Origin of the sequence: Pseudomonas sp. NPDC088890 (assembly GCF_044900155.1) — a bacterium.
Taxonomy (GTDB): Bacteria; Pseudomonadota; Gammaproteobacteria; order Pseudomonadales; family Pseudomonadaceae; genus Aquipseudomonas; species Aquipseudomonas urmiensis.
Map to the genome: position 1 here is coordinate 109,655 of NZ_JBJDNG010000010.1, position 23,284 is coordinate 132,938.

At 62.9% G+C, this 23,284-nt stretch carries 18 protein-coding genes and 1 tRNA gene; 6 read left to right on the top strand and 13 right to left on the bottom strand.

Features of this window, described 5'->3' with window-relative positions; genetic code table 11:
* The first annotated feature begins 43 nt into the window (after positions 1 to 43).
* A complete protein-coding gene (locus tag ACI2JX_RS20260; RefSeq protein ID WP_404690871.1) occupies positions 44 to 484 on the top strand; it encodes a winged helix-turn-helix transcriptional regulator in 441 nt (146 codons plus the stop codon).
* A 30-nt stretch (positions 485 to 514) separates the two neighbouring features.
* On the opposite strand, the gene ACI2JX_RS20265 is transcribed toward ACI2JX_RS20260, so the two are convergent.
* Positions 515 to 1,447 (bottom strand): NAD-dependent epimerase/dehydratase family protein, encoded by a 933-nt coding sequence (locus tag ACI2JX_RS20265; protein WP_264236576.1) that lies wholly within the window; start codon positions 1,445 to 1,447, stop codon positions 515 to 517.
* Positions 1,440 to 2,324 carry a sugar nucleotide-binding protein gene (locus tag ACI2JX_RS20270; protein WP_186557331.1) on the bottom strand — a complete coding sequence of 295 codons (885 nt, stop codon included), beginning with the start codon at positions 2,322 to 2,324 and terminating at the stop codon, positions 1,440 to 1,442. Before ACI2JX_RS20270 ends, ACI2JX_RS20265 begins: the two co-directional genes overlap by 8 nt.
* Positions 2,325 to 2,622: 298 nt before the next feature.
* On the opposite strand from ACI2JX_RS20270, the gene ACI2JX_RS20275 reads away from it, so the two are divergent.
* On the top strand, positions 2,623 to 3,669 hold the full coding sequence (locus ACI2JX_RS20275) for a hypothetical protein (RefSeq protein WP_404690872.1): 1,047 nt from the start codon (positions 2,623 to 2,625) through the stop codon (positions 3,667 to 3,669).
* An 18-nt stretch (positions 3,670 to 3,687) separates the two neighbouring features.
* On the top strand, positions 3,688 to 4,527 hold the full coding sequence (locus ACI2JX_RS20280) for an alpha/beta hydrolase (protein ID WP_404690873.1): 840 nt from the start codon (positions 3,688 to 3,690) through the stop codon (positions 4,525 to 4,527).
* Positions 4,528 to 4,533: 6 nt separating this feature from the next.
* Here the strand turns inward: ACI2JX_RS20280 and ACI2JX_RS20285 are convergent, their stop codons facing one another.
* Positions 4,534 to 5,343, bottom strand: a complete 810-nt coding sequence (locus ACI2JX_RS20285; RefSeq protein WP_368972774.1) for a helix-turn-helix domain-containing protein — start codon at positions 5,341 to 5,343, stop codon at positions 4,534 to 4,536.
* Between the two features lie 179 nt (positions 5,344 to 5,522).
* Here ACI2JX_RS20285 and ACI2JX_RS20290 point away from each other — a divergent pair, with 179 nt between their 5' ends.
* Both ACI2JX_RS20290 and ACI2JX_RS20295 read left to right on the top strand, forming a co-directional pair.
* Entirely contained in the window at positions 5,523 to 6,965 is a 1,443-nt protein-coding gene (locus ACI2JX_RS20290) for an alanine/glycine:cation symporter family protein (RefSeq protein WP_392466537.1), read from the top strand.
* A 71-nt stretch (positions 6,966 to 7,036) separates the two neighbouring features.
* Positions 7,037 to 8,026 (top strand): asparaginase, encoded by a 990-nt coding sequence (locus ACI2JX_RS20295; RefSeq protein ID WP_264236571.1) that lies wholly within the window; start codon positions 7,037 to 7,039, stop codon positions 8,024 to 8,026.
* A gap of 241 nt (positions 8,027 to 8,267) precedes the next feature.
* Here ACI2JX_RS20295 and ACI2JX_RS20300 read toward each other — a convergent pair.
* From ACI2JX_RS20300 to ACI2JX_RS20340, 9 genes are all read right to left on the bottom strand, one after another.
* A tRNA-Sec gene (locus ACI2JX_RS20300) sits at positions 8,268 to 8,363 on the bottom strand.
* 6 nt (positions 8,364 to 8,369) lie between these two features.
* Positions 8,370 to 10,292 carry a selenocysteine-specific translation elongation factor gene (gene selB, locus ACI2JX_RS20305; protein WP_404690880.1) on the bottom strand — a complete coding sequence of 641 codons (1,923 nt, stop codon included), beginning with the start codon at positions 10,290 to 10,292 and terminating at the stop codon, positions 8,370 to 8,372.
* Complete coding sequence (gene selA / locus ACI2JX_RS20310) at positions 10,289 to 11,716, bottom strand: L-seryl-tRNA(Sec) selenium transferase (RefSeq protein ID WP_404690874.1); 1,428 nt, start codon at positions 11,714 to 11,716, stop codon at positions 10,289 to 10,291. Before selA ends, selB begins: the two co-directional genes overlap by 4 nt.
* 189 nt (positions 11,717 to 11,905) lie before the next feature.
* Positions 11,906 to 12,832 (bottom strand): formate dehydrogenase accessory protein FdhE, encoded by a 927-nt coding sequence (fdhE, locus tag ACI2JX_RS20315; RefSeq protein WP_404690875.1) that lies wholly within the window; start codon positions 12,830 to 12,832, stop codon positions 11,906 to 11,908.
* A gap of 4 nt (positions 12,833 to 12,836) precedes the next feature.
* Complete coding sequence (locus tag ACI2JX_RS20320; protein ID WP_404690876.1) at positions 12,837 to 13,499, bottom strand: formate dehydrogenase subunit gamma; 663 nt, start codon at positions 13,497 to 13,499, stop codon at positions 12,837 to 12,839.
* Entirely contained in the window at positions 13,496 to 14,446 is a 951-nt protein-coding gene (gene fdxH / locus ACI2JX_RS20325; protein ID WP_404690877.1) for a formate dehydrogenase subunit beta, read from the bottom strand. The genes ACI2JX_RS20320 and fdxH overlap by 4 nt, the downstream gene beginning before the upstream one ends.
* Positions 14,446 to 17,514, bottom strand: coding sequence for a formate dehydrogenase-N subunit alpha (gene fdnG / locus ACI2JX_RS20330; protein WP_404690878.1), 3,069 nt, complete (start codon positions 17,512 to 17,514; stop codon positions 14,446 to 14,448). Before fdnG ends, fdxH begins: the two co-directional genes overlap by 1 nt.
* Before the next feature lie 208 nt (positions 17,515 to 17,722).
* Positions 17,723 to 18,277, bottom strand: coding sequence for a single-stranded DNA-binding protein (locus ACI2JX_RS20335; protein ID WP_186557319.1), 555 nt, complete (start codon positions 18,275 to 18,277; stop codon positions 17,723 to 17,725).
* Between the two features lie 9 nt (positions 18,278 to 18,286).
* A complete protein-coding gene (locus ACI2JX_RS20340; RefSeq protein ID WP_264236564.1) occupies positions 18,287 to 19,681 on the bottom strand; it encodes an MFS transporter in 1,395 nt (464 codons plus the stop codon).
* Between the two features lie 129 nt (positions 19,682 to 19,810).
* Between ACI2JX_RS20340 and uvrA the strand changes: the two genes are divergently transcribed.
* Positions 19,811 to 22,645, top strand: a complete 2,835-nt coding sequence (uvrA, locus tag ACI2JX_RS20345) for an excinuclease ABC subunit UvrA (protein ID WP_264236563.1) — start codon at positions 19,811 to 19,813, stop codon at positions 22,643 to 22,645.
* A 60-nt stretch (positions 22,646 to 22,705) separates the two neighbouring features.
* Here uvrA and bfr read toward each other — a convergent pair whose 3' ends face one another.
* A complete protein-coding gene (bfr, locus tag ACI2JX_RS20350; RefSeq protein ID WP_264236562.1) occupies positions 22,706 to 23,170 on the bottom strand; it encodes a bacterioferritin in 465 nt (154 codons plus the stop codon).
* Between the last annotated feature and the right edge of the window lie 114 nt (positions 23,171 to 23,284).

Here is a 23,284-nt window from a genome sequence, read left to right on the forward strand (position 1 = left end):
CTGGTTTTAATCTGCAACCAGAACTGATGAGAAGGCTTGGCTCATGCTCGACCCACAAAATAATCAATGCCCGGTAGCCCGTGCCCTGGAGGTGATTGGTGATCGGTGGGCGCTGATGATTCTGCGCGATGCTTTCGACGGCCTGCGGCGCTTCAGTGAGTTTCAGAAAAACCTGGGTCTGGCGAAGAACATCCTCGCCTCACGGTTGAAACTGTTGCTGGAGAGTGGATTGCTGCAGTTGCAACCGGCCTCGGATGGCAGTGCCTACAAGGAATACGTACTGACCGAGAAAGGCCGCTCTGTGTTTCCGATCGTGGTTGGAATGCGCCAGTGGGGGGAGCGGTTTCTGTTCGAGGCGGGGGAAGTGCGATCGCATTTGTTGGACAGCGCTCAGGGGCAGCCGGTAGAGGTGTTACAGGTGCGGGCTAAGGATGGGCGGGCACTTGCGCCTGAGGATTGTCTGAGGCGTACGGTGCGGCATTAGGTTTTGGGGCCGCTCGGCGGCCCTGAAATCTCAGCCTTTACCCAACAACCGCGCCAACCCGACAACGATTGGCGTCGGCTCAGGAAACGCGAACCGCGCCAACAACCGCTGGTTATCCGCCCGCGAATGGCGGATATCACCCGAACGCGCCGCGCCGTAACTGACTTCAGGCAAGCTGCCCACCACCTGCTTGAGCGCCGCCAACAACTGGTTCAGCGAAGTCGCCTGGTTCAGGCCGATGTTCACCGCGCCCTCCTCGACCTGCTCCTGCTCCAGCGCCTGGACCATCACCTGGACCAGATCACCGACATAGAGAAAATCGCGAGTCTGCTCGCCATCGCCGAACACGGTAATCGGCTTACCTTGAGTGGCACGCTCACTGAAGATGCTGATCACCCCCGAGTAAGGCGAGGATGGATCCTGGCGTGGCCCGAAGATATTGAAGAAGCGAAACACCACCGGCTCCAGGCCATGCTGGCGACGGTAGAAGTCCAGGTACTGCTCGCTGGCCAACTTATCCACAGCGTAGGGCGTCAGCGGCGCCTTGGGCGTATCCTCGACAATCGACTGCCCTTCGCCATTGTTGCCATACACCGCCGCGCTGGAGGCGAACAGCACCCGGCGCACGCCATTCAGACGCATCGCTTCGCAAACGTTCAGCGTGCCGATGAAGTTGCTTTGATGGGTTTTCACCGGGTCGTCGACCGAGGCCTGCACCGAAGCCACTGCCGCCAAGTGCACCACTGCACGGCAACCGCTGGCCGCGCGGGCAACCAGTGCAGCGTCGGCCACATCGCCTTCAAGCAGTTCAAGCTTGGGATGATCCAGGCGCAGGTTGGCGCGTTTGCCTGTGGAAAGATCATCGACAATGCGCACGGCGTAGCCTTTATCCAGCAACGCATCGCACAAGTGCGAGCCGATGAAGCCGGCACCGCCGGTGATCAGGATGGGAGCATCAGCCATGTCGATAGAAACGGTCCAGTAGGGGCGGCAAGCCGGCGCGCCAGGCGCGTGGCTTGATACCAAAGGTATGGAGGATTTTCTTGCACGCCAGCACCGCATTCTGCGGCTCTTCGCTGGCATCCGGGCGGGCGGCGTGGGCCTGCGCGGTCGGCGCCTGCACGGCCAGCTTGTGCCACTGCTGCGCCTCACTGAGGATAGCCTGCCCCAGCGCCAGCGGCGTGGTCGCTTCGTTGCCAGCGTAGTGGTAGGTGCCCCACAGCGGCGCATCGCAGTCGAGCTGCTTGATCACCGAGAGGATGACCCGTGCAGCGTCGTCCACCGGGGTCGGATTACCGCGCCGATCGTCCGCCAGGAGCAATTCCTGCGGTTGCTCGGCGCGGGTCAGGAAGCGGCCCAAGGCACCGTCGATGCTCTCGTCCAGCACCCAACCGAAGCGCAGCAGCACATGCTGCGGGCAGGTCGCCCGCACGCTCTGCTCGATGCGCCACAGCGCCTGACCACGGGTGCCCAGCGGCACCGGCTCGTCTTTTTCGCTGTAGGCGGTGGCCCGCGAGCCATCGAACACGCGATAGCTGGAGGGTTGGACGAGGATCATCTCGTGGTGCTGGCACAGCTCGGCCAGGCGCTCCACCGCGCGCTCTTGCTGGGCAAGCCGCTGTTCGCTGACCGACTCGGCCTGGAACCAGTCGAAGTAATAGGCGAGGTTGATCACCACATCGGGGCGATGTTCATCCAGCAGCAGGGTCAGGCTGGCCGGATCCCAGCCTTTTTCGGGCGGGCGCGGCGCCAGGAATCCGATGTCCTCCTCGGCCCCGAGACGAATCAGCGCTTGCCCGAGGGCATTGCCACCACCCAACAGCATCAGGCGCATACGCATAGGGTCTAAAGGTCCGCTCAGGTCGATAAAAGGAAAGAAAGCATTTTGCGGTTTCCAGCAGGGGAAGTCCAACTTGAGCGCGGTAACTGCGCAATCGCCCCTGCCGACTCAAGCCCCTGGACTTGCCACTTTGCACCGTAGGAAACGCCCTATAGCCCCAGCGGAATGAGCTGACTACCGCGCCAAGCATTTCCAGCGCCCAATAGTTAGTTCTCTCCCTTGACGGTATTTAGGCAGCCTGCCTGATGCTCGACAGGTGGGATTACCGAACAACAGTAGTAACAAGGAATGTTTCAACATGCAGGACTCGGAATTCGCCTACCTAAGCTTTGAGCCCAAGCAAGCCCAGGCCTTGGTCGCAGCCTGCCAAGCCCTCGCTAATCTGGGCGGACCGCAAACCCCTGGCGTGGCCCAGCTCGCCCGCACATGGGCACAGCGCCTGGAACGCCAGCTTCATCCCAGCCAGCGCAACGTACTCAAGCGCTTTGCCCAAGGCAGGTTGGCAGCGTTGATGTACTCGCAGATGCCCTGCCCTTTTAGCGATCCGCTGCCGTCCAGGCTCCCTGAGTTATCCACCCTGGAACGCAGCACCCGCTGCCTGTACCTGGCTTCGCGCAACCAACTGTTGCTGGAGATGGTGCGCTATCGAGCGTTTGCCTTCGACAGCGACAATGACGGCAAGCAGGTCAGACTGATCGGCAACTTCACTGGCCAGGCCAACGTCCCTTCGCACCATCAGGACACCGGCCCAGCACCCCGCGCGGCTGCCCACACAGGCGTATCCCTCGACCCGCATACCGACGCGCCCTATCAGTGTTCGGTAGTAGCCTGCCAGGGCAGCTCCCCGGCGCCTTCTGCGCTGATTATTACCGCGCGCTGGAACCCCGCCGATGAACCCACCCACATCATTCCGCTACGCGGCATCATCGAACAGCTAAGCAGCGTGCACACCCTGGCGCTGACATCGGCATCTTTCGAGCTATCAACCCGCCACCACGGGCAGACCCAGCAGGACGTTGAAGCCAGGGCTGCCACCTCATTGCTGCAGTTCGACCCAGATGGTGGCTTCGCCATGCGCTACAACGCTAGCCGCTTCAGCCTCAGTAAGTACGCCAGCAAGGCGGCGGCGCAGGCTTTCGAGGCGCTTCAAACGCTGGTCAGCGAAGCCTTGCCAATTCCCTTCGTGCTGCATGCCGATACTGCCCTGTTGGTCAATAACAGCCGCGCACTGCACGGGCGCAACACACTACAAGACGGCCGCCGTCTGCTAGTACGGCTGTTCGGCTATTCTGCGTTCGCCAAACCGCTGGTAATCAACGAAGATCCGCTGCTGGTACGCGGCTGAAACCTGTAGGAGAGAGGGATGGATCTCACAGCCAACGCAGAACAACGCGCTTGCTGGCAATACGACGAGCCTGCCCCCGGTGAGGAACGGTTCATCGACGAGGCATTCGACGGCTACCGCCAGCAGGCGCGAATGCTGCTCGCGGATGCCGAACCGGCGCCGTCAGTTTTCGTGGTCGGCGGTGCCCGCTCGGACTTCACCCGGCTCAATCCGTTGCTGTACCGCTTGCAGCAGCAGGGTATCGGCTCGCTGACCGCCAACCTGTCCGGCCATAGCCGGGCCAGCGAACCAGGCGCCTTGGCACCTTCACTGGCCATCAACCTGGCTGAGGCGTTGCGCTTTCATCGGCATATCGCCGAGCAGTGCGACAGTTTGATTGGGCACAGCCTGGGCGCGGCTATTGCCCTGAAGATGGCAGCGCAGTTGCCCGCAGTGCGCAAGCTGGTGCTGATCTGTCCTGCGGTGTATCCGGACGCCGCGCACCAGGCGCCCTTCGGCCCGGCGTTCAGCGCCGCGATCCGCCAGCCCTACGCCTTCCTCGATTGCGACAGCTATGGGTTCCTGCGCCGGTTCCAGGGCCGGGTACTGCTGGTGATCGGTGAGTACGACGGGCTCAACTCCAAGGCCTTCGGCCAAGGCCCAGGCACGTCGGCAGGCACCCGCTGGGTGTCTGGGGTGCAGCGCTACAGCCCGATCCCGGAGGAAGTCACCCACGCGCTGGTGCGCTCGGTGCCGGCGCCGCACGTGGAGTGCCTGCTACTGACCGACTGCGACCATGGCATCGCCGCGCATCTGCGCGATGCGCCGCAAGTGGCCGATCAAGTCGCCGAGGTGGTAGCGACGTTCATTCGCGATTGAGCACGCTCACTCGATCTCGAACAAGCCATTGCTCAATGGCCCGACGCTGAGCCGCTCGCGCACGTCGTCGTCGATCCGTGGGTCATCCGGGCGATACAGTTTGACCTGGCGATAGGCGTTGATGCGGTTGATCTCCTCGCCGAGGAACTCCCATACCACCCGGGTACAGGCGGGGTTACGTCGGTCGCCACTGGAAACCCCGGTCTTGAGCCCATTGAGGCGGGTGATGCGGCTCTTGAAGCTGGGGATGAGGATGGTCTGGCTCATCTCGTTGAGGGTCAGCGACTCGTAGTCGATGAGAAACACCCGGTCCTGTAGTTGAAACGCCGCCCCCAGGTAGCGGCAGCGTACTTCGGCGTGCACGTCAGTGGCACTGCTGCGCTCTTGGCGCTCCTGGCGCTCGAACAAGAAGCTGCCGCGCTCTTCACGCAAGTGCACCAGCGAAACCAGGATCAGGCCAGGCACCGACATGCAGTTGGAGTATTCGAAATAATAGCCACAGTACCGCGACAGGTTGCCGGCATGCTCATGCAGCGGCTTGAACAGCTCGCTGATCGGGTCGTGCTGGCCGCTGTGCTCCGACGGAATGCGCGCGCCGATCAGCCGGGCGAACTGCTCGGGGGGCAAATTCAGCTCGTAATCCTCAACCCCGAAGAAATCGCCAATGCGCTTGAGGTTGTAAGCCGTCGGACGGCTCTGCCCACTCAGGTACTTGTTGAACTGCGCGCGGTTGATCGACAGCTGCCGGCAAACCTCCGAAATAGAGCGGTAGTGGCTGCAGGCCAATTTGAGGTTGTTAGCGAAATGATCGCTCATGAATCGAGTTCCAGCTGATGCGAGTGATGCAAGTTTAGCATCAAGTCGCATCAAGTCAGAGCAACCCGCGAAATTGTAACCACTCTTGTCATGGCCAACCATGCGCCCCAACGAAAAGCGGTGCGTCGTTGCCGCCCGTGTCTTTCCACGCGAAGAATAAGAATCGAGGTCATTTGCCAATGCTCGAAGCACTTAACGATTTCCTGTCCGGGAAACTGCTCATCGTCCTGATCGTCGGGCTCGGTAGCTACTTCACCATCCGTTCGCGGTTCGTCCAGTTCCGCCACTTCGGTCACATGTTCGGTGTGTTCAAGGAATCCCTGCGCGGCCAGGCTGGGCAACTGAGCTCGTTCCAGGCGCTGATGCTGAGCCTCGCCGGTCGCGTTGGCGCCGGTAACATCGCCGGTGTCGGCATCGCGGTAACCCTCGGCGGCCCAGGTGCGGTGTTCTGGATGTGGGTGACCGCGCTGGTGGGCATGTCCAGCAGCTTCTTCGAGTGCACCCTGGCCCAGGTCTACAAGCGCGCCGATGGCGATGGCCTGTACCGCGGCGGCCCGGCGTACTACATCTTGCACGGCCTGAAGCGCAAGAACATGGCCATCGTGTTTTCGATCCTGCTGCTGGTCACCTACGGCTTCGCCTTCATCGGCCTGCAGTCGTACACCGTGACCCACTCGCTGCAGAACGCCTTTGCCTTCGATCCGAAACACACCGGTATCGTCCTCGCCGTGCTGCTGGCCCTGACCTTCATCGGCGGCATCAAGCGCATCGCCGCGGTGTCGGACTTGCTGGTACCGATCAAGACCCTGGCCTACATCGGCGTAACCCTGTACGTGATCGGCACCCAGATCGAACACGTGCCGGCCATGCTGGAAACCATCTTCAAGAGCGCCTTCGGCCTTGATCCTGCGTTTGCCGGCCTGCTCGGCAGCGCAATCGTCATGGGCGTGAAGCGTGGCGTATTCGCCAACGAAGCGGGCTTGGGCAGCGCACCTAACGTGGCGGCCGTCGCTGCCGTGAAGCACCCTGGGGCGCAAGGCGTGGTCCAGGCCTTCAGCGTGTTCCTCGACACCTTCGTGATCTGCACCTGCACCGCACTGCTGATCCTGCTGTCGGGCTTCTACACCCCGGGTTTCGAAGGTGACGGCATCGTCCTGACCCAGAACTCGCTGGCCGCCGTGGTCGGTGACTGGGGCCGCCTGTTCGTCAGCGTCGCGCTGTCGCTGTTCGTCTTCACCTGCATCCTCTACAACTACTACCTGGGTGAGAACAGCCTGCAGTTCCTCAGCCGCAATCGCGTTGTGCTGCTGGGCTTCCGTGGCCTGGTTCTGGCGTTGGTGGTGTGGGGTTCGATGCAGGACTTGTCGACCGTATTCGCCTTCGCCGACATCACCATGACCTGCCTGGCCTTCGTCAACCTGATCGCCCTGGCCCTGCTGTTCAAGATCGGCCTGCGGGTGATGCGCGACTACGACGCCCAGCGCAAGGCCGGGATCAAGCAGCCGGTGTTCGACTCCAGCAAGTTCCCCGACCTGGACCTGGATCGCGCCGCCTGGCCTGTACCCGGCCAGGCTGAAACAACCGCTGACAACGCAGTCGGCCAAGCGCAGACTCAGCACTGATATCCTCCCCTGCCAGCCGCCCCGTTCGCGGGCGGCTGCTCCTGCCCAGCTCACCGCTACGGAATGCTCCCATGCGTGCAGTCAAGAATCTTCTGGTCCTCTACACCGGTGGCACCATCGGCATGCTCGAGACCGCCGAGGGCCTGGCCCCTGCTGGTGGTTTCGAGGCGCGGATGCGTGAGCATCTGGCCCAGCGCAGCGATGCGCCGCAGTTGCAGTGGACCCTGCGTGAAATGAACCCGCTGCTCGACAGCGCCAACATGCAGCAAGCCAACTGGCTGGCAATGCGCGACGCCATCGTCGAGGCGGTGGAGCGCAATGGCCATGACGGCGTGCTGGTGCTGCACGGCACCGACACCCTGGCCTATAGCGCGGCGGCGCTGTCGTTTTTGTTGCTTGGCCTGCCAACGCCGGTGCTGCTGACCGGCTCGATGCTGCCTGCTGGCGCTCCCGACAGCGATGCCTGGGACAACCTGATCGGCGCGCTGCGGCTGTTTGAAAGCGGCCTGGAAGATGGCGTGCAGCTGTACTTCCACGGTCAGTTGCTCCATGGCTGCCGCGCCTCCAAGCTGCGCAGCGAAGCGTTCGATGCGTTTGCCGCCCTGCCCCGTCATCGTGATGGCGAGCGTGCCGAGGCGACTCCGTCCGTGCTGGATTATCGCCAGCCGCGCCAGCCGGTGAAGCTGGCCGTGCTGCCGGTGTTTCCGGGGTTGCAGGCCGAGCATCTGCGGGGGCTGCTCGACAGCGGCGTGCAGGGGCTGGTGCTGGAGTGCTATGGCAGCGGCACCGGGCCTTCGGATGATCAGGCGTTGCTCGATGCGCTGCATGATGCACGTCAGGGCGGGGTGATGATCGTTGCAATCAGCCAGTGTCCGATTGGCTCGGTGGTGTTCGATACCTATGCAGCCGGAAGCCGGCTGCGTGATACCGGCTTGGTCAGCGGTGGCGGCATGACCCGCGAGGCGGCGCTGGGCAAGTTGTTCGGGCTGCTCGGGGCCGGCTTGGATGTGCAGGCGGCGGAGCACTGGTTTGCCCTGGACCTGTGCGGCGAGCGGGCTTGAGCACCTGAAGTAGCGTGCACCTATCGCGGCGGCGGGCTTGAGCACCTGAAGTGGTATGAACCATCGTGGGAGCGGGCTTAAGCACCTGAAGTGGTATGAACCATTGTGGGAGCGGGCTTAAGCCCCTGAAGTGGTACTACCCTATCGTGGGAGCGGGCTTGCCCCGCGATAGCGCCTTTGCCAACGCCACTGTGGGCCCGGGCAAGCCCGCTACCCCGCCAATGCCTGCGGAAAATTGAAATGGCGGAAGGCAGCGGGAGTCGAACCTGCCCGGGAACGGCTGCCGTCCCCAACCGGGTTTGAAGCCCGGCCGCGCCACCGGGCGCGATTGCCTTCCTTGAACTCAGTGCCCGTTCTGCTGCTGGGCCAAGCCGCTATCGAGACGAATCTGGCGCTGATCGCCAACCCGCCGGGTCAGGCCAATCCGATCGAAATATTCCAGTATCTGCACACTGCGCTTGCGACCAATACCCAACCTGTCGCGAAACGCTGCCACCTGCACAATAGGATTCCCCGCCGAATGCTGCAACAGCAGGTCGGCCATGCGCCGCAGCGTCGCCTGAGGATAGAACAGATCGCGCACCACCTGATGCACCAGGCCCAACCTCGCCAGCTTGCGCAATAGCAAGCGCACCTCGGTCTCTTCACGCTGCTCGGCTTGCGCCAGCGTCCTGACCCAAGGCGGATCGAACTCACCGTTGAGCAACAGCGGCTCTAGTTGCGCCCACAACGCCGCATCCGCCGCGCTCAGTTGCACCTGATGATCCGGCAAGTGCAGCCACGGTCCACTGCTGGCGATGGCACCCTCGCCCAACAACTCTTCAAGCAGACTGACGAAGGCCGGTCGCTCCAACGGCAAGGCGACGAAACGGCGCAGGCGATCCCGGTCTGGCCCCAGTTGATCGGGCTCTTGCTCATGAAACCCCGCCAACTGCTCCCGCACGTAATATTTCAATGCTTGCCACTGGGCCGTGGCGAATAGCAGTGGCCCTTGCCGGGTAGCGATCACCTGCACCGCCTCGGGCAAGCGCCAGCTGTCACGTCGACGATTGAACTGGCGTTCCAGCCGCTGCGGATCGAGGCCTGCGGGCGCTGCATCGAGCATCGCCGGCAAGGCTTGCTCCAAGCCCTCGGCATCGCGCAACACGGCCAGCTGACGCAGGCGTAGCTCACTGCGCCGCTGCCGGCTCGGCGCGAAAGGATCGAGCACGCGGCCCCCGCCCAGAGTCCGCTGCGCACGCTGGTCGCGCAGTACCAGACGATCACCCTGCACCGCCTGCAACGGCGCATTGAGCTGTAACTGGGCGAACATGCGCTGCCCAGGCCGTAGCTGCTCGCCCTCCAGCAAGGCCACCCGCGCAGTGACGTCCTGGGTGCCGAGGTGCACATGCACCGGGCTGAAATGCTCGAACGGCCGCGTCTCCCCCGGGAGCAGGAAAAGCTCGATATCCACCCGTGCGCTCGGTGCATGCAGCCAGTCGGCCACCAGCCAGTCGCCACGATGGATCTGCTCTAGGGCCAGACGCTCGCCAGCGATGTTCAACGCCACCCGCTGGCCAGCCTCGGCAACCAACGCTGGCTGATTCTGCGCATGCAGGCCACGCACCCGTACCGCTTTGGCCGACTTGCCGAGCAACAGGGTATCGCCCGCACTGACCCGCCCCGCCAGCGCCGTGCCGGTCACCACGATCCCGGCCCCGGCAATGGAGAACGCCCGGTCCACCGCCAGGCGAAAACCGCCCTGGATACTGCGTTGGCTGACCCTTGCCTGCGCCGCTTGCAGGGCCTGGCGCAATTCAGCAATGCCTGCGCCGCTGATGCTGGAGACGACAAACTGCTGCGCTTGGGCATAAGGCCCCGGCGCCAGCAGCGCTGCCACCTGTGCCTGTACATCGTGCACCCGCTGTGGTTGGACCCGATCACATTTGGTAATTGCCACCAGCGCTTGGGGAATGCCGAGCAGTTCGATGATCGCCAGGTGCTCGCGGGTCTGAGGCATGACCCCATCGTCGGCAGCGACCACCAGCAACACCAGGTCGATGCCCTGGGCCCCGGCGAGCATATTGTGGATAAATCGCTCATGCCCCGGCACATCGATGAAGCCGGTCAGTGGCGCACCTTCGTCCAACGCCGCGTAGCGGTAACCGAGATCGATGGTCATGCCACGGGCGCGCTCTTCCTGGCGCTGATCACCCGCCTGCCCGGTCAGGGCTTGGAGCAGCGCTGTCTTGCCGTGGTCGATATGCCCGGCGGTGCCGACGATCACTGCAGCGGCCCTACTTGCAAGGCCGGCAGTTGCGCCAACCATTGCTGTTCGTCGTCCAACTGGCGCAGGTCGAGCCACAGCGCGTCGTCGTCGATGCGTCCAAGCACCGGCACCGGCAAGCTCCGCAGGGCCCGCTCGAGACTGTGCAGGCTGCGTCCGCGGAGCTTCTTCGAGGTTTGTGGGCGCAGGCATAACGCCGCACTGGGCAGCCGCGCCACGGGCTGGCTGCCACTGCCGATCATGCCCAGCGTCGCTTGCACAGTTACCGTCCATTGCGCGCCTAACTGAGTCGCGAGTGCCGGTGCCAGGCGCTCGGCTTGGGCATGGATTTCGCCCTGCGGACGGGTCAGCAGGCGCAGGCTGGGCAGGCGTTCGGCCAGGCGATCAGGGTTGCGGTACAGCGCCAGCACTGCTTCCAGTGCTGCCAGGGTGATCTTGTCGACACGCAGGGCGCGCTTGAGCGGGTTCTTCTTGATCTTGGCGATCAACGCCTGGCGGCCGACGATGATGCCGGCCTGCGGGCCGCCGAGCAGCTTGTCGCCACTGAAGGTGACGATATCGGCGCCATCGGCCAGGGCCTGGCGCACGGTCGGCTCGGCGGGCAGCCCCCAGCGGGTCAGGTCGAGCAGGCTGCCGCTGCCAAGGTCTTCGAGCAGCGGCCGGCCGTGTTGCTGGGCGATCTGCGCCAGCTGTGCGGTAGGCACCTGAGTGGTGAAGCCCTGGATGCTGTAGTTGCTGCAATGCACGCGCATCAACAGGCCGGTGCGTGGGTTGATCGCCGCCTCGTAGTCGCGGGCGTGGGTGCGGTTGGTGGTGCCGACTTCGTGCAGGCGCACGTTGGCGCGGGCCATGATGTCGGGGATGCGGAAGGCGCCGCCAATTTCGATCAACTCGCCACGGGAAATGATCCCTTCTTTGCGCGCGCCGAGGCTGTTGAGCGCCAGCAGCACGGCGGCGGCATTGTTGTTGACCACGGTGACCGCTTCGGCGCCGGTGAGCTCGCGGATCAAGCCTTCGATCAGCTCGTCGCGGTCGCCGCGCTTACCGCTGGCCAGGTCGAATTCGAGGTTGAGCGGGTAGCGGGCGGCGGCTTGCATGGCCTCGATGGCCTCCTCGGGTAGCAGCGCGCGGCCGAGGTTGGTGTGCAGGACGGTGCCGGTGAGGTTGAACACACGGCGAACCCGGCTTTGTTGCTGGGTGATCAGACGCTCGCCTGCGCGGCCCAGGAGCACTTCAGCGGACAGCTCCGCCGGGCTGAGTTGGTTTAGCTGGGCGGGTTCGCGCAGGTCGTCGAGCAGATGGCGCAAGGTGGCCAGGGTAGCGTCTCGGCCGTGGCGCTCGATCAGTGGGTGACAGGCTGGATGGCGCAACAGCGTATCGACGGAGGGTAAGCGCAGGGTGTTTGCGGCGAAGCTGACAGGCATGCGAGGACCTTGCTTGAGCGGTGTCTGTTCTGGCCCTGTCGCGGGGCAAGCCCGCTCCCACAGGCCCTGCGCTGTACTCAAAATCAGCAGAAGCCCTGGGGGCACCCTGATGTATTCAAAATCAGCACAGGCCCCTGTGGGAGCTGGCTTGCCCGCGAATGGGGCGACCCGATCTTGCAGTGTAGACACTCACCCTCGACCCGGCGCCAGCAGCAGGTTCGGCGCCAGCCGCCGGAAGCCTTCATCGTCCAGACGCATGTCCAGCGCCAAGCTGGCCAGATCATCGGCCAAGGGCTCAGCAACAGCGTCATTTTCCAGGTAGCACTGTTTCAAATAGACATTACAGCCCGGACAGCACTCCGCCCGCAGCGGCGCCTTGCCGGGGGCATGGCGGTCATCTTCCAGGCTGCTGTAGCGCAGATCCTTGCTTGAGTCGCAGTACACACACTTGACCCGCACCACATGCCATTCGCAGGCACACAGCGAGCAGGCCAGATAGCGCAGGCCGTTATGCCGGCCGCGGTTACGCACAACTCCCGCCATCGCGGGCGAGCCACAGGCCGGGCATTGGCCGAGGCTGTCTGCGGGCTTGAGCTCGTGGCTAGGCAGGTTCAGCAACCAATACGTCCATGCCGCCTGCAGCGCCGCGCCTATGAACGGCACCAGCGCTGCTGGCACCAGGTCGTACTGACCACCCAGCAAGGCAACGCCCCAGCTTTTGAGCTTGGGCTGATCGCTCAAGCGTAGCGTCTTCAACGCATCTGCCAGCGGGCCACTGCCCTGCTCGTCGAAGCGCTCAAGCAAGGCCGGCAGCCACACCGGCCAAGGCCCTTCGCGCACCAGGCTGTCCGCCGCCAGCGGCGGCAGCCCATGACTTATGCACAGGCGCTGACGCTCCTCGGCCAGCGGCAGGCCGCTTGGCGGAGCCAGCAGCAGCTGTTGCTGAAGCCGACACAGCCGAGCGATCAAGCGCAGGTAATCGCCCAAGGCATGCCCTTCAGCCAACTGCTCCAGGCGCGCCGCGCGTACGCTGAAGACGTCGGCAGAGGGCAGGTGGATAAATGGCGGTGTGGTCGCCCCCGCCTCGATCTGCCCAGGTTCAAGTATCGTGCTCAAGCGCTCATCCTTCTTTTCTGCCGGGCGCAGGTGGCGGCTTGTCGCCGGTCACCTCCCGATACCACAGTTCATGATGCTTGCGTGCCCAGGCGCGGCTGACCCAGCCATGCAGCATGGCGCCGACCGAGCCCTTGATCCAGATGCCGGCGTAGATGTGCACGATGATGCTTAGTATCAGCACAAAACCGGCAAAGGCATGGGCCAGGCTCGCCAGGCGAATCGCACCAATGTCGAAGAAGTGGCTGAAATACGCACGCCAGATCACCACGCCACTGAGCAGCAATACCAGCATGCACAGCAGCAAGGTCCAGAACAGTAGCTTCTGTCCGGCGTTGTACTTGCCAATCGGGGGCACCCCTTCTTCTTTGTTGAGCATCACCCGGTCGATACGCCGCAGCCACAGGCGGTCATTGGCGGTGATGAAGTTGGCGCGCCAGAAGCGCACCACCAGGCCGAGGAAGAACACGAACATCGCCACGCCCAGGAACGGGTGCAGGATGCGTGTCCACGGCCCGCCACCGAATAGATGACTGAGCCAGAACAGCGCCGGATGAAACAGCGCCAGCCCCGACAGCCCAGCCATGAAGAACAGGATCGCGACGATCCAGTGGTTGGTCCGTTCGTTGGCGTTGTAGCGCAGGATTGGTTTGTGCTCACGCTGGTTCATGGCCGCTGCTCCCCTGGTCCGCCGGGCTTGGTCGGGTCATACACGTGTACCGCCGGGTCTACCTGGTGGACGCTGTTATCCACAGGCGCAGGATGTTCATCCTCCTCGACCCGCTGCGGGCCGACCCGCACGTAGTGGAAGAAGCCCGCCAGCACTGCCGCGCCCATGGCCAGCAGCGCCAGGGGCTTGCTGATGCCCTTCCACAGCCCGACCAGCGGGCTGATCACTGGCTGGTCCGGCAAGCCGGCATACAACCGTGGCGTGTCGGCGTGGTGCAGCACGTACATCACATGGGTGCCACCGACGCCATCGGGGTCGTACAACCCAGCATTGTCGAAGCCACGTGACTTGAGGTCGACGATGCGCTCGGCGGCATGCACCTTCATCTCATCCTTGCTGCCAAACACGATCGCTCCGGTCGGACAGGTTTTCACGCAGGCCGGCTCCAGGCCCACGCTGACGCGGTCCGAGCACAAGGTGCACTTATAGGCCTTGTGGTCTTTCTGCGAAATGCGCGGGATGTTGAACGGGCAGCCGGTGATGCAGTAGCCGCAGCCGATGCAGTGGTCCTGGTTGAAGTCGACGATGCCATTGGCGTGCTTGATGATCGCCCCCGGGCTGGGACAGGCCTTCAGGCAACCGGGATCGGCGCAGTGCATGCAGCCATCCTTGCGGATCAGCCACTCCAGGTTACCGTCATCACGCTCGTGCTCGGTGAAGCGCATCAGAGTCCAGGTTTCTGCGCTCAGGTCTTGTGGATTGTCGTAGGCGCCGTGATTGTGGCCGACCTCGTCACGCAATTCGTTCCACTCCGAACACGCCACCTGGCAGGCCTTGCAGCCGATGCACTTGGTGGTGTCGATCAGCTTGGCGACTTCTTCCAGCTGGCGAATCGAAGACGGCGCGGTGGTGGTGGCCGAGCGGGCGATGATGTCTTGGCTGGCCATCAGACTTTCTCCACGTTGACGAGGAACGATTTGGACTCCGGCGTCTGGGTGTTGCCATCACCGAGGAACGGCACCAGGGTATTGGTCAGGTAGCCGTGGCGGGTGGTGCCGGTGAAGCCCCAGTGCAACGGGATGCCGATCTGGTGCACGGTCTGGTTGTTGACCTTGAGCGGACGAATCCGCTTAGTCACCACCGCCACCGCCTCGATATGCCCACGCTTGCTCGACACCCGCACCCGATCGCCAGCCTTGATGCCCTTCTCATTGGCCAGCACCTCGCCGATCTCGACGAACTGCTCGGGCTGGGCAATGGCATTGAGCCGGCAGTGCTTGCTCCAGAAGTGGAAGTGCTCGGTCAGCCGGTAGGTGGTCGCCGCATACGGGAACTGCTGATGAGTACCCAGGGTGTCCCACACCGAATCGAAGATGCGCCCCGCCGGGTTGCTGGTGGCCTTCTTGTTCTGCGGGTGCAGCGGGTTGATGCCGATCGGCGTCTCGAACGGTTCGTAGTGCTCGGGGAATGGCCCCTCGGCCATCTTGTCGATGGCAAAGAAACGCGCCACCCCTTCGGGGTTCATGATGAACGGGTTCATCCCGGCCTCTGGAGGCGAGGCCACTGCGAAGTCCGGCACATCGGTGCCAGTCCAAGCACTACCGTTCCACCACACCAGGCGTTTTTTCTCTGGGTCCCACGGTTTGCCTTGCGGGTCGCTGGAGGCGCGGTTGTAGAGAATCCGCCGGTTGGCCGGCCAGGCCCAGGCCCAGCCTTGAGCCTGGTGCATGCCGAACGGATCACTGTTGTCGCGCCGAGCCATCTGGTTGCCCTGCTCGGTCCAGCTACCGCTGAAGATCCAGCAACCAGAAGCGGTGCTGCCATCATCCTTGAGCAGGCCAAATCCGGCCAACTGCTGGCCTGCCTTGACCAGCGTCCCGGTCGCATCAGTCTGATCGGTGATCGCCCAACCGTTCATCTCCTTGGCCAGCTCTTCAGGCGAAGGCTCATCGGCAATCTTGTACGGCCAACTGATGTTCAGCAGCGGATCAGGATAGGCACCGCCCTCGCTCTGGTAACGCTGACGCAGACGCAGGAACAGCTCGCTCATGATCTGCACGTCAGTGCGCGTTTCGCCAGGGCCATCGGCGCCCTTCCAGTGCCACTGCAGCCAGCGACTACTGTTGACCAGCGAGCCATCCTCCTCGGCGAAGCAGGTGGTCGGCAGGCGGATCACCTCGGTCTGGATGTTGGCCGTGTCGACATCGTTGAACGGCCCGGCGTTACGCCAGAACTCCGAGGTCTCGGTGGCCAACGGGTCCATGATCACCAGCCACTTGAGCTTGGCCAAGGCGGCTGTAACGCGGTTCTTGTCCGGCAGCGCGGCGATCGGGTTGAAGCCCTGGCACAGGTAGCCGTTGACCTTGCCCTGGCTCATCATCTCGAACATGCGCAATACGTCGTAGGAGCCCACGTCGAGCTTGGGCAGCCAGTCGTAGCCCCAGTTGTTTTCCAACGTGGCGTTGGCGCCATACCAGGCTTTCATCAGGCTGACGTGGAACTTGCCGTAGTTCTGCCAATAGGAAAGCTGCCCCGGACGCAGCGGTTTCATCGCCCGTTTGTCAATGAAGGCGGCGTAGTCCTGCTCGGCATCGCCAGCCAGCGTCAGGTAGCCTGGCAGCGAGTTGGACAACAGCCCCAGGTCGGTCAGGCCCTGGATATTGGAGTGGCCGCGCAAGGCATTGACCCCACCACCCGGCATACCGACGTTGCCCAGCAGCAACTGCACCATCGCCGCACTGCGGATGATCTGCGCGCCGATCGAATGCTGAGTCCAGCCGAGCGCGTAGAGGATGGTCATGGTCTTGCCCGGCACCGAGCAGGTGGCGATCTCTTCCCAGATCTTCATCATCGCCTCCTGCGGCATGCCGCAGGTCATGCTGGCCAGCTCCGGGGTATAGCGGCTGTAATGCTGCTTCATCAATTGGTACACGCAACGTGGGTGCTGCAGGGTCGGATCGACCACGGCAAAGCCATCCGTGCCGAGCTCATAGCCCCAGCCGGACTTGTCGGCGTACACCCGATTTTCGGCGTCGTAACCACTGAACAGGCCATCTTCGAAGCCATAGTTGGCTTTGACGATGAACGACACATCGGTGTAGTTGCGCACGTACTCGTGCTGGATCTTGTCGTGACTCAGCAGGTAGTTGATCAGCCCGCCCATGAAGGCGATATCGCTACCGGTGCGGATCGGCGCGTAGTAATCAGCCACCGAGGCGGTACGGGTGAAACGTGGGTCGACCACGATCAGCCGGGCCTGGTTGTGCGCCTTGGCTTCGGTCACCCATTTGAAGCCACAAGGGTGGGCTTCTGCTGCGTTGCCGCCCATTACCAGGATCAGATTCGCGTTGGCGATATCCGACCAATGGTTGGTCATGGCGCCACGGCCGTACGTCGGGGCAAGACTTGCCACCGTCGGGCCATGTCAGACACGCGCTTGGTTATCGAACCCCAGCATGCCCAGTGAGCGAACGACCTTGTGGGTCAGGTAGCCGGCTTCGCTGGAGGCAGCAGAAGCGGCGAGAAAACCCGTGGTAATCCAGCGGTTGACGGTCTGGCCCTGGGCGTTCTTCTCGATGAAATTGGCGTCGCGGTCAGCCTTCATCAGCCCCGCCACCCGATCAAGCGCTTCGTCCCAGCTGACCCGCGTCCACTCATTACTGCCCGGCTTGCGCACCTCGGGATACTTCAGGCGGTTGGGGCTGTGGATAAAGTCCAGCAACCCAGCGCCTTTCGGGCACAGGGTGCCGCGGTTGACCGGATGATCGGCGTCGCCCTCGATGTGGATGATGTTCTGTTTGACGTTCTTGCCTGCATCACCCTGGCTGTACAGGATCAGGCCGCAGCCGACCGAGCAGTAGGGGCAGGTATTGCGCGTCTCTTTGGTGTGCGCCAGCTTGAAGTGACGCACCTGCTCGGCGAACGCCGGTGTCGGGGCCATGCCCAACGCCGCGAGGCTCGAGCCTCCAAGGCCGACGGCGGCGACCTTGAAGAACTGCCGACGGTTGAGATCCATCGTGCACTCCTGATCAGGGTTCGGGCGCCTGTTGTCGAGTCGGCGCCTCTAGACTTCACGGTGATGGCTTGTTGAAGGCCGTCAATGGATAAGCCTAGTCAAGAATCGGCAAGCTGCGATGACCGTCTACCACTACGTGGCGGTGCAGAAACAAGAAAGCCCCGCAACGCGGGGCTTTCTTGTGAGACTAGAACAACGCTACGGCTCGTCAGAACGGAATATCGTCATCAAAGCTGTCGAAGTCAGCCGCCGGCTGCGGAGCGGGCTGCTGGGGCGCTGGGCGCTGCGGGGCCTGCTGTGGGCGTGGAGCCTGCTGACGCGGCGCCTGCTGGTTGTACTGTTGCTGCTGGCCACCTTGGTTGTAGTTGTTACCACCACCTTGGTTGTACTGGTCACCACCGCCCTGCTGCTGGTTTTGCGGGCGGCCGCCGAGCAGCTGCATGGTGCCCTGCATGTCGACGATGATTTCAGTGGTGTAGCGCTTGATGCCGTCTTTTTCCCACTCGCGGGTCTGCAGCTTGCCCTCGATGTAGACCTGGGAACCCTTGCGCAGGTATTCGCCGGCGATCTCGGCGACCTTGCCGAACATCGACACACGGTGCCATTCGGTACGCTCGACCTTTTGACCGGACTGCTTGTCGGTCCACTGCTCGCTGGTAGCCAGGCTCAGGTTGGTCACGGCGTTACCGTTGGGCAGGTAGCGGACTTCGGGATCCTGGCCGCAGGTGCCGACCAGAATGACTTTGTTAACCCCACGGGCCATAACGTTCTCCTAGGCTTCGCACGCCGAAGAGGCTGGGTTCACCAGGCGCTCGAGGGTCGTACGGTCCAAAATTTTCGTATCCAGTTTGATGTAGATGGCGGCTTCTTCTGCCACCACCACGGCGTCGGTCACACCCGGCACTGCCATCAGGCGCTCGGTCAGTCCGGCTTCCCGGACTGCCTCAGGCGTCAGCGGCATACGCAGGCTGGTCACATAAGGCGGCTCGTTCATGCTCAACGCAACGACCAGCCATACGGCACACAGCACTGCACAGCCCAAGAACACCATGCCCAGGCCACCGTGCTGGAACAACCAGCCACCGATGATTCCTCCCAAGGCGGCACCGAGGAACTGGCTGGTGGAGTAAACCCCCATTGCCGTTCCCTTGCCGCCGGCGGGCGACACCTTGCTGACCAGCGAAGGCAACGATGCCTCCAGCAGGTTGAAGGCAGTAAAGAATATCACGGTGCCGATCACCAGTCCGCGCAAACTGTCAGCCCACTGCCAGAAGAACACCTCGATCACCAGCAGGACACTGACCGCGCCAAGCAACACGCGTTTCATCTTGCGCTTTTTTTCGCCGTAGATGATGAACGGCACCATTGCAAAAAATGAAACCAGCAAGGCGGTCAGGTACACCCACCAGTGTTCTTCCTTGGGCAAGCCGCCGCGCTCGACGAACGCCAGCGGCAAGGCGACGAAGCTGGCCATGAGGATCGCGTGCAGCACGAAGATACCCACGTCCAGGCGCAGAAGGTCCGGATGGCGCAGGGTCGGGCCGAGGGCCTGACGCGCCACGCCCGATTCGCGGTGCTGCAAAGCGCTGTGCGCGCTAGGCACGACGAAGGCCACCAGGGCGATGCCGATGACGGCAAGTCCTGCGGTGGCGAGGAACAATCCTGACAGGCCAAATGCCCGAGTCAGCAACGGCCCGACCACCATGGCCACCGCGAACGACAAGCCGATGCTCATGCCGATCATGGCCATGGCCTTGGTCCGGTGCTGTTCACGGGTCAGATCGGACAGCAGCGCCATGACCGCCGCGGAGATCGCTCCGGCGCCTTGTAGAACCCGCCCGGCGATCACGCCCCAGATCGAGTCGGCCTGCGCGGCCAGCACGCTGCCCAGGGCGAAGATCACCAGCCCCAGGTAGATCACCGGAAGACGCCCGATGCGGTCGGAAATCACCCCGAACGGAATTTGCAGCAACGCCTGGGTCAGACCATAGGCACCAATGGCCAGGCCGATCAGCGCAGGCGTGGCACCGGCCAGGTCCATACCGTAGGTGGCAAGCACCGGCAGGACCATGAACATGCCCAGCATACGAAAGGCAAACACCAGGGCCAGGCCACTGGCGGCGCGGGTCTCGCTACCACTCATGCGCTCGTTGTGGGTGTCGTGCATGGATTAACCTCGTGTGAACCGGCGGCGATTCTATCAGTCCGACGCCTTGACGGCATATACGCGACGCTTTGCCGCGTAATGGCAGCGCGCCGTATACTTCCTTGTTTATGCCCGCCGAGCGAGGCCGTAGTGGACAAGATCCTGATTCGTGGGGCACGTACCCACAACCTGAAGAACATCGACCTGACCCTACCTCGGGACAAGCTGATCGTGATCACCGGCCTGTCCGGTTCCGGCAAGTCGTCCCTGGCGTTCGACACACTCTACGCCGAGGGCCAGCGCCGCTACGTGGAATCGCTGTCGGCTTACGCCCGGCAATTCCTGTCGATGATGGAAAAGCCTGACGTCGACACCATCGAGGGCCTCTCCCCGGCCATCTCCATCGAGCAGAAGTCGACCTCGCACAACCCGCGCTCGACGGTGGGCACCATCACCGAGATCTACGACTACCTGCGCTTGCTGTACGCTCGCGTGGGTACGCCGCGCTGCCCGGATCACGATATTCCGCTGGAGGCGCAAACCGTCAGCCAGATGGTCGACCTGGTTCTCGATCAACCTGAGGGCAGCAAGCTGATGCTGCTGGCGCCGGTGATTCGCGAGCGCAAGGGCGAGCACTTGGCGGTGTTCGACGAGCTGCGTGCGCAGGGTTTCGTCCGTGCCCGGGTCAACGGCAAGCTGTACGAGCTCGATGAGTTGCCCAAGCTCGATAAGCAAAAAAAGCACAGCATCGATGTGGTGGTAGACCGCTTCAAGGTGCGCAGCGACCTGCAGCAGCGCCTGGCCGAATCGTTCGAGACGGCGCTGAAGCTGGCCGACGGTATCGCCCTGGTGGCGCCGATGGACGACGAGCCGGGTGAAGAGATGATCTTCTCCGCACGCTTCGCCTGCCCGATCTGTGGGCATGCCATCAGCGAGCTGGAACCCAAGCTGTTCTCCTTCAACAACCCGGCTGGCGCCTGCCCGACGTGCGATGGCCTGGGGGTCAAGCAGTACTTCGACACCAAGCGCCTGGTCAACACTGAGTTGACCCTGGCCGAGGGCGCTATCCGCGGCTGGGACCGGCGTAACGTGTACTACTTCCAGATGCTCGGTTCACTGGCCGCGCAGTACGGCTTCAGCCTGGAAGTTCCGTTTGCCGAGCTATCCGCCGAAGACCAGAAAGTCATCCTGCACGGCAGCGGCAAGCAGAACGTCGACTTCAAGTACCTCAACGACCGTGGCGATATCGTCAAGCGTTCGCACCCGTTCGAAGGCATCGTGCCGAACCTTGAGCGGCGCTACCGCGAGACCGAGTCGGCGACTGTGCGCGAGGAGCTGGCGAAGTTTCTCGGTACCCAGCCCTGCCCTGACTGCCGCGGCACTCGTCTGCGCCGTGAAGCGCGGCACGTATGGGTGGGCGAGAAAACCCTGCCGGCGGTTACCAACCTGCCGATCGGTGACGCCAGTGAGTATTTCAGCGACCTGACCCTGACCGGTCGACGCGGTGAGATCGCGGCGAAGATCCTAAAGGAAATCTGCGAGCGCCTGCAGTTCCTGGTCAACGTCGGCCTGGATTACCTGACCCTGGACCGCAGCGCCGAAACCCTGTCTGGCGGTGAGGCCCAGCGCATCCGCCTGGCCAGCCAGATCGGGGCCGGCCTGGTGGGGGTGATGTACATCCTCGACGAGCCGTCGATCGGCCTGCATCAGCGCGACAACGACCGTCTGCTGGGCACCCTCAATCACCTGCGTGATCTGGGCAACACCGTGATTGTGGTCGAGCACGACGAGGACGCCATTCGCCTGGCCGACTATGTGGTCGACATCGGCCCGGGTGCTGGCGTGCATGGCGGGCAGATCGTTGCCGAGGGTACGCCTCAGGAGGTCATGGACCACCCTGACTCGCTGACCGGCAAGTACCTGTCCGGCCGCAAGAAGATTGCAGTCCCGGCCAAGCGCACACCGCGCAACAAAAAGCTCTCGCTCAAGCTCAAGGGCGCGCGTGGCAACAACCTGCAAAACGTCGACTTGGAAATTCCCATTGGCCTGCTGACCTGCGTGACCGGTGTTTCCGGCTCGGGCAAGTCGACGCTGATCAACAATACCCTGTTCCCGCTCGCAGCTAGCGCGCTCAACGGTGCTACCAGCCATGAAGCGGCGGCGCACAGCAGCATGGACGGCCTGCAACACCTGGACAAAGTGGTCGATATCGACCAGAGCCCGATTGGCCGCACCCCACGCTCGAACCCTGCGACCTACACCGGTATCTTCACCCCGGTGCGCGAGCTGTTCGCTGGCGTGCCGGAGTCGCGTGCGCGGGGCTATGGCCCAGGGCGTTTCTCCTTCAACGTCAAGGGTGGCCGCTGCGAGGCGTGCCAGGGCGACGGCCTGATCAAGGTCGAGATGCACTTCCTGCCGGACATCTATGTGCCGTGCGATGTGTGCAAGAGCAAGCGCTACAACCGCGAAACCCTGGAGATCAAGTACAAGGGCAAGAACATCCACGAGGTGCTGGAAATGACCATCGAGGATGCCCGCGAGTTCTTCGACGCGGTGCCGGCACTGGCGCGCAAGCTGCAAACGCTGGTCGATGTGGGGCTTTCCTACATCAAGCTGGGGCAGTCGGCAACGACCCTGTCGGGTGGCGAGGCGCAGCGGGTCAAGCTGTCACGCGAGCTGTCCAAGCGCGATACCGGCAAGACCTTGTACATCCTCGACGAGCCGACCACCGGCCTGCACTTTGCCGATATCCAGCAGTTGCTGGACGTCCTGCACCGCCTGCGTGACCACGGCAACACCGTGGTGGTGATCGAACACAACCTGGACGTGATCAAGACGGCTGACTGGCTGGTGGACTTGGGGCCTGAGGGTGGTTCCAAGGGGGGGCAGATCATTGCCTCGGGCACACCGGAAGAACTGTCGAAGATGAAGCAGTCATATACCGGGCATTACCTCAAGCCGCTGTTGGAGCGGGATCGGGCCTAAAGACGGGCAATAAAAAACCCTGTCACGCGAGTGACAGGGTTTTTTATTATCTGAACCCACTTACATCTGCGATTGCAGGTAGTTCTGCAGACCGATGGACTTGATCAGCCCCTGCTGTTTTTCCAGCCAGTAGGTGTGATCTTCTTCGGTATCGGCCAGTTGCGCCCGCAGGATATCGCGGCTGATGTAATCCTTGTGCAGCTCGCACAACTCGATGCCTTTGCACAGCGCGGCGCGTACCTTGTACTCCAGGCGCAGGTCGGCGGCGATCATCTCTGGCACGGTAGCGCCTACATCGAGATCGTCTGGGCGCATGCGCGGCGTACCTTCAAGCATGAGGATGCGGCGCATCAGGGCATCGGCGTGCTGCGCCTCTTCTTCCATCTCATGATTGATACGCTCATAGAGCTTGCTCAAGCCCCAATCCTCGTACATCCGCGAGTGGATGAAATATTGGTCACGCGCCGCCAGTTCGCCCGTCAGCAACGTGTTGAGGTAATCGATTACGTCCGGGTGACCTTGCATCGCCCTGCTTCTCCCTGTGAAAACATCAATACGACATAGTGTGAACCAGGAAGGTCGAGAGGTCACTGAAAAACGCGCAATAACATGCAAAAAAACCGGCAAACAGTAGTGATA

Excerpts from the sequence above, each read along its gene's own strand:
- bfr (WP_264236562.1), bottom strand. The coding sequence starts at position 23,170 with ATGCAAGGTCACCCGGACGTAATCGATTACCTCAACACGTTGCTGACG.
- ACI2JX_RS20260 (WP_404690871.1), top strand. The coding sequence starts at position 44 with ATGCTCGACCCACAAAATAATCAATGCCCGGTAGCCCGTGCCCTGGAG.
- selA (WP_404690874.1), bottom strand. The coding sequence starts at position 11,716 with ATGCCTGTCAGCTTCGCCGCAAACACCCTGCGCTTACCCTCCGTCGAT.
- ACI2JX_RS20335 (WP_186557319.1), bottom strand. The coding sequence starts at position 18,277 with ATGGCCCGTGGGGTTAACAAAGTCATTCTGGTCGGCACCTGCGGCCAG.
- ACI2JX_RS20340 (WP_264236564.1), bottom strand. The coding sequence starts at position 19,681 with ATGCACGACACCCACAACGAGCGCATGAGTGGTAGCGAGACCCGCGCC.
- ACI2JX_RS20285 (WP_368972774.1), bottom strand. The coding sequence starts at position 5,343 with ATGAGCGATCATTTCGCTAACAACCTCAAATTGGCCTGCAGCCACTAC.
- ACI2JX_RS20265 (WP_264236576.1), bottom strand. The coding sequence starts at position 1,447 with ATGGCTGATGCTCCCATCCTGATCACCGGCGGTGCCGGCTTCATCGGC.
- ACI2JX_RS20290 (WP_392466537.1), top strand. The coding sequence starts at position 5,523 with ATGCTCGAAGCACTTAACGATTTCCTGTCCGGGAAACTGCTCATCGTC.
- ACI2JX_RS20295 (WP_264236571.1), top strand. The coding sequence starts at position 7,037 with ATGCGTGCAGTCAAGAATCTTCTGGTCCTCTACACCGGTGGCACCATC.
- ACI2JX_RS20280 (WP_404690873.1), top strand. The coding sequence starts at position 3,688 with ATGGATCTCACAGCCAACGCAGAACAACGCGCTTGCTGGCAATACGAC.
- ACI2JX_RS20275 (WP_404690872.1), top strand. The coding sequence starts at position 2,623 with ATGCAGGACTCGGAATTCGCCTACCTAAGCTTTGAGCCCAAGCAAGCC.
- fdxH (WP_404690877.1), bottom strand. The coding sequence starts at position 14,446 with ATGGCCAGCCAAGACATCATCGCCCGCTCGGCCACCACCACCGCGCCG.
- ACI2JX_RS20270 (WP_186557331.1), bottom strand. The coding sequence starts at position 2,324 with ATGCGTATGCGCCTGATGCTGTTGGGTGGTGGCAATGCCCTCGGGCAA.
- ACI2JX_RS20320 (WP_404690876.1), bottom strand. The coding sequence starts at position 13,499 with ATGAACCAGCGTGAGCACAAACCAATCCTGCGCTACAACGCCAACGAA.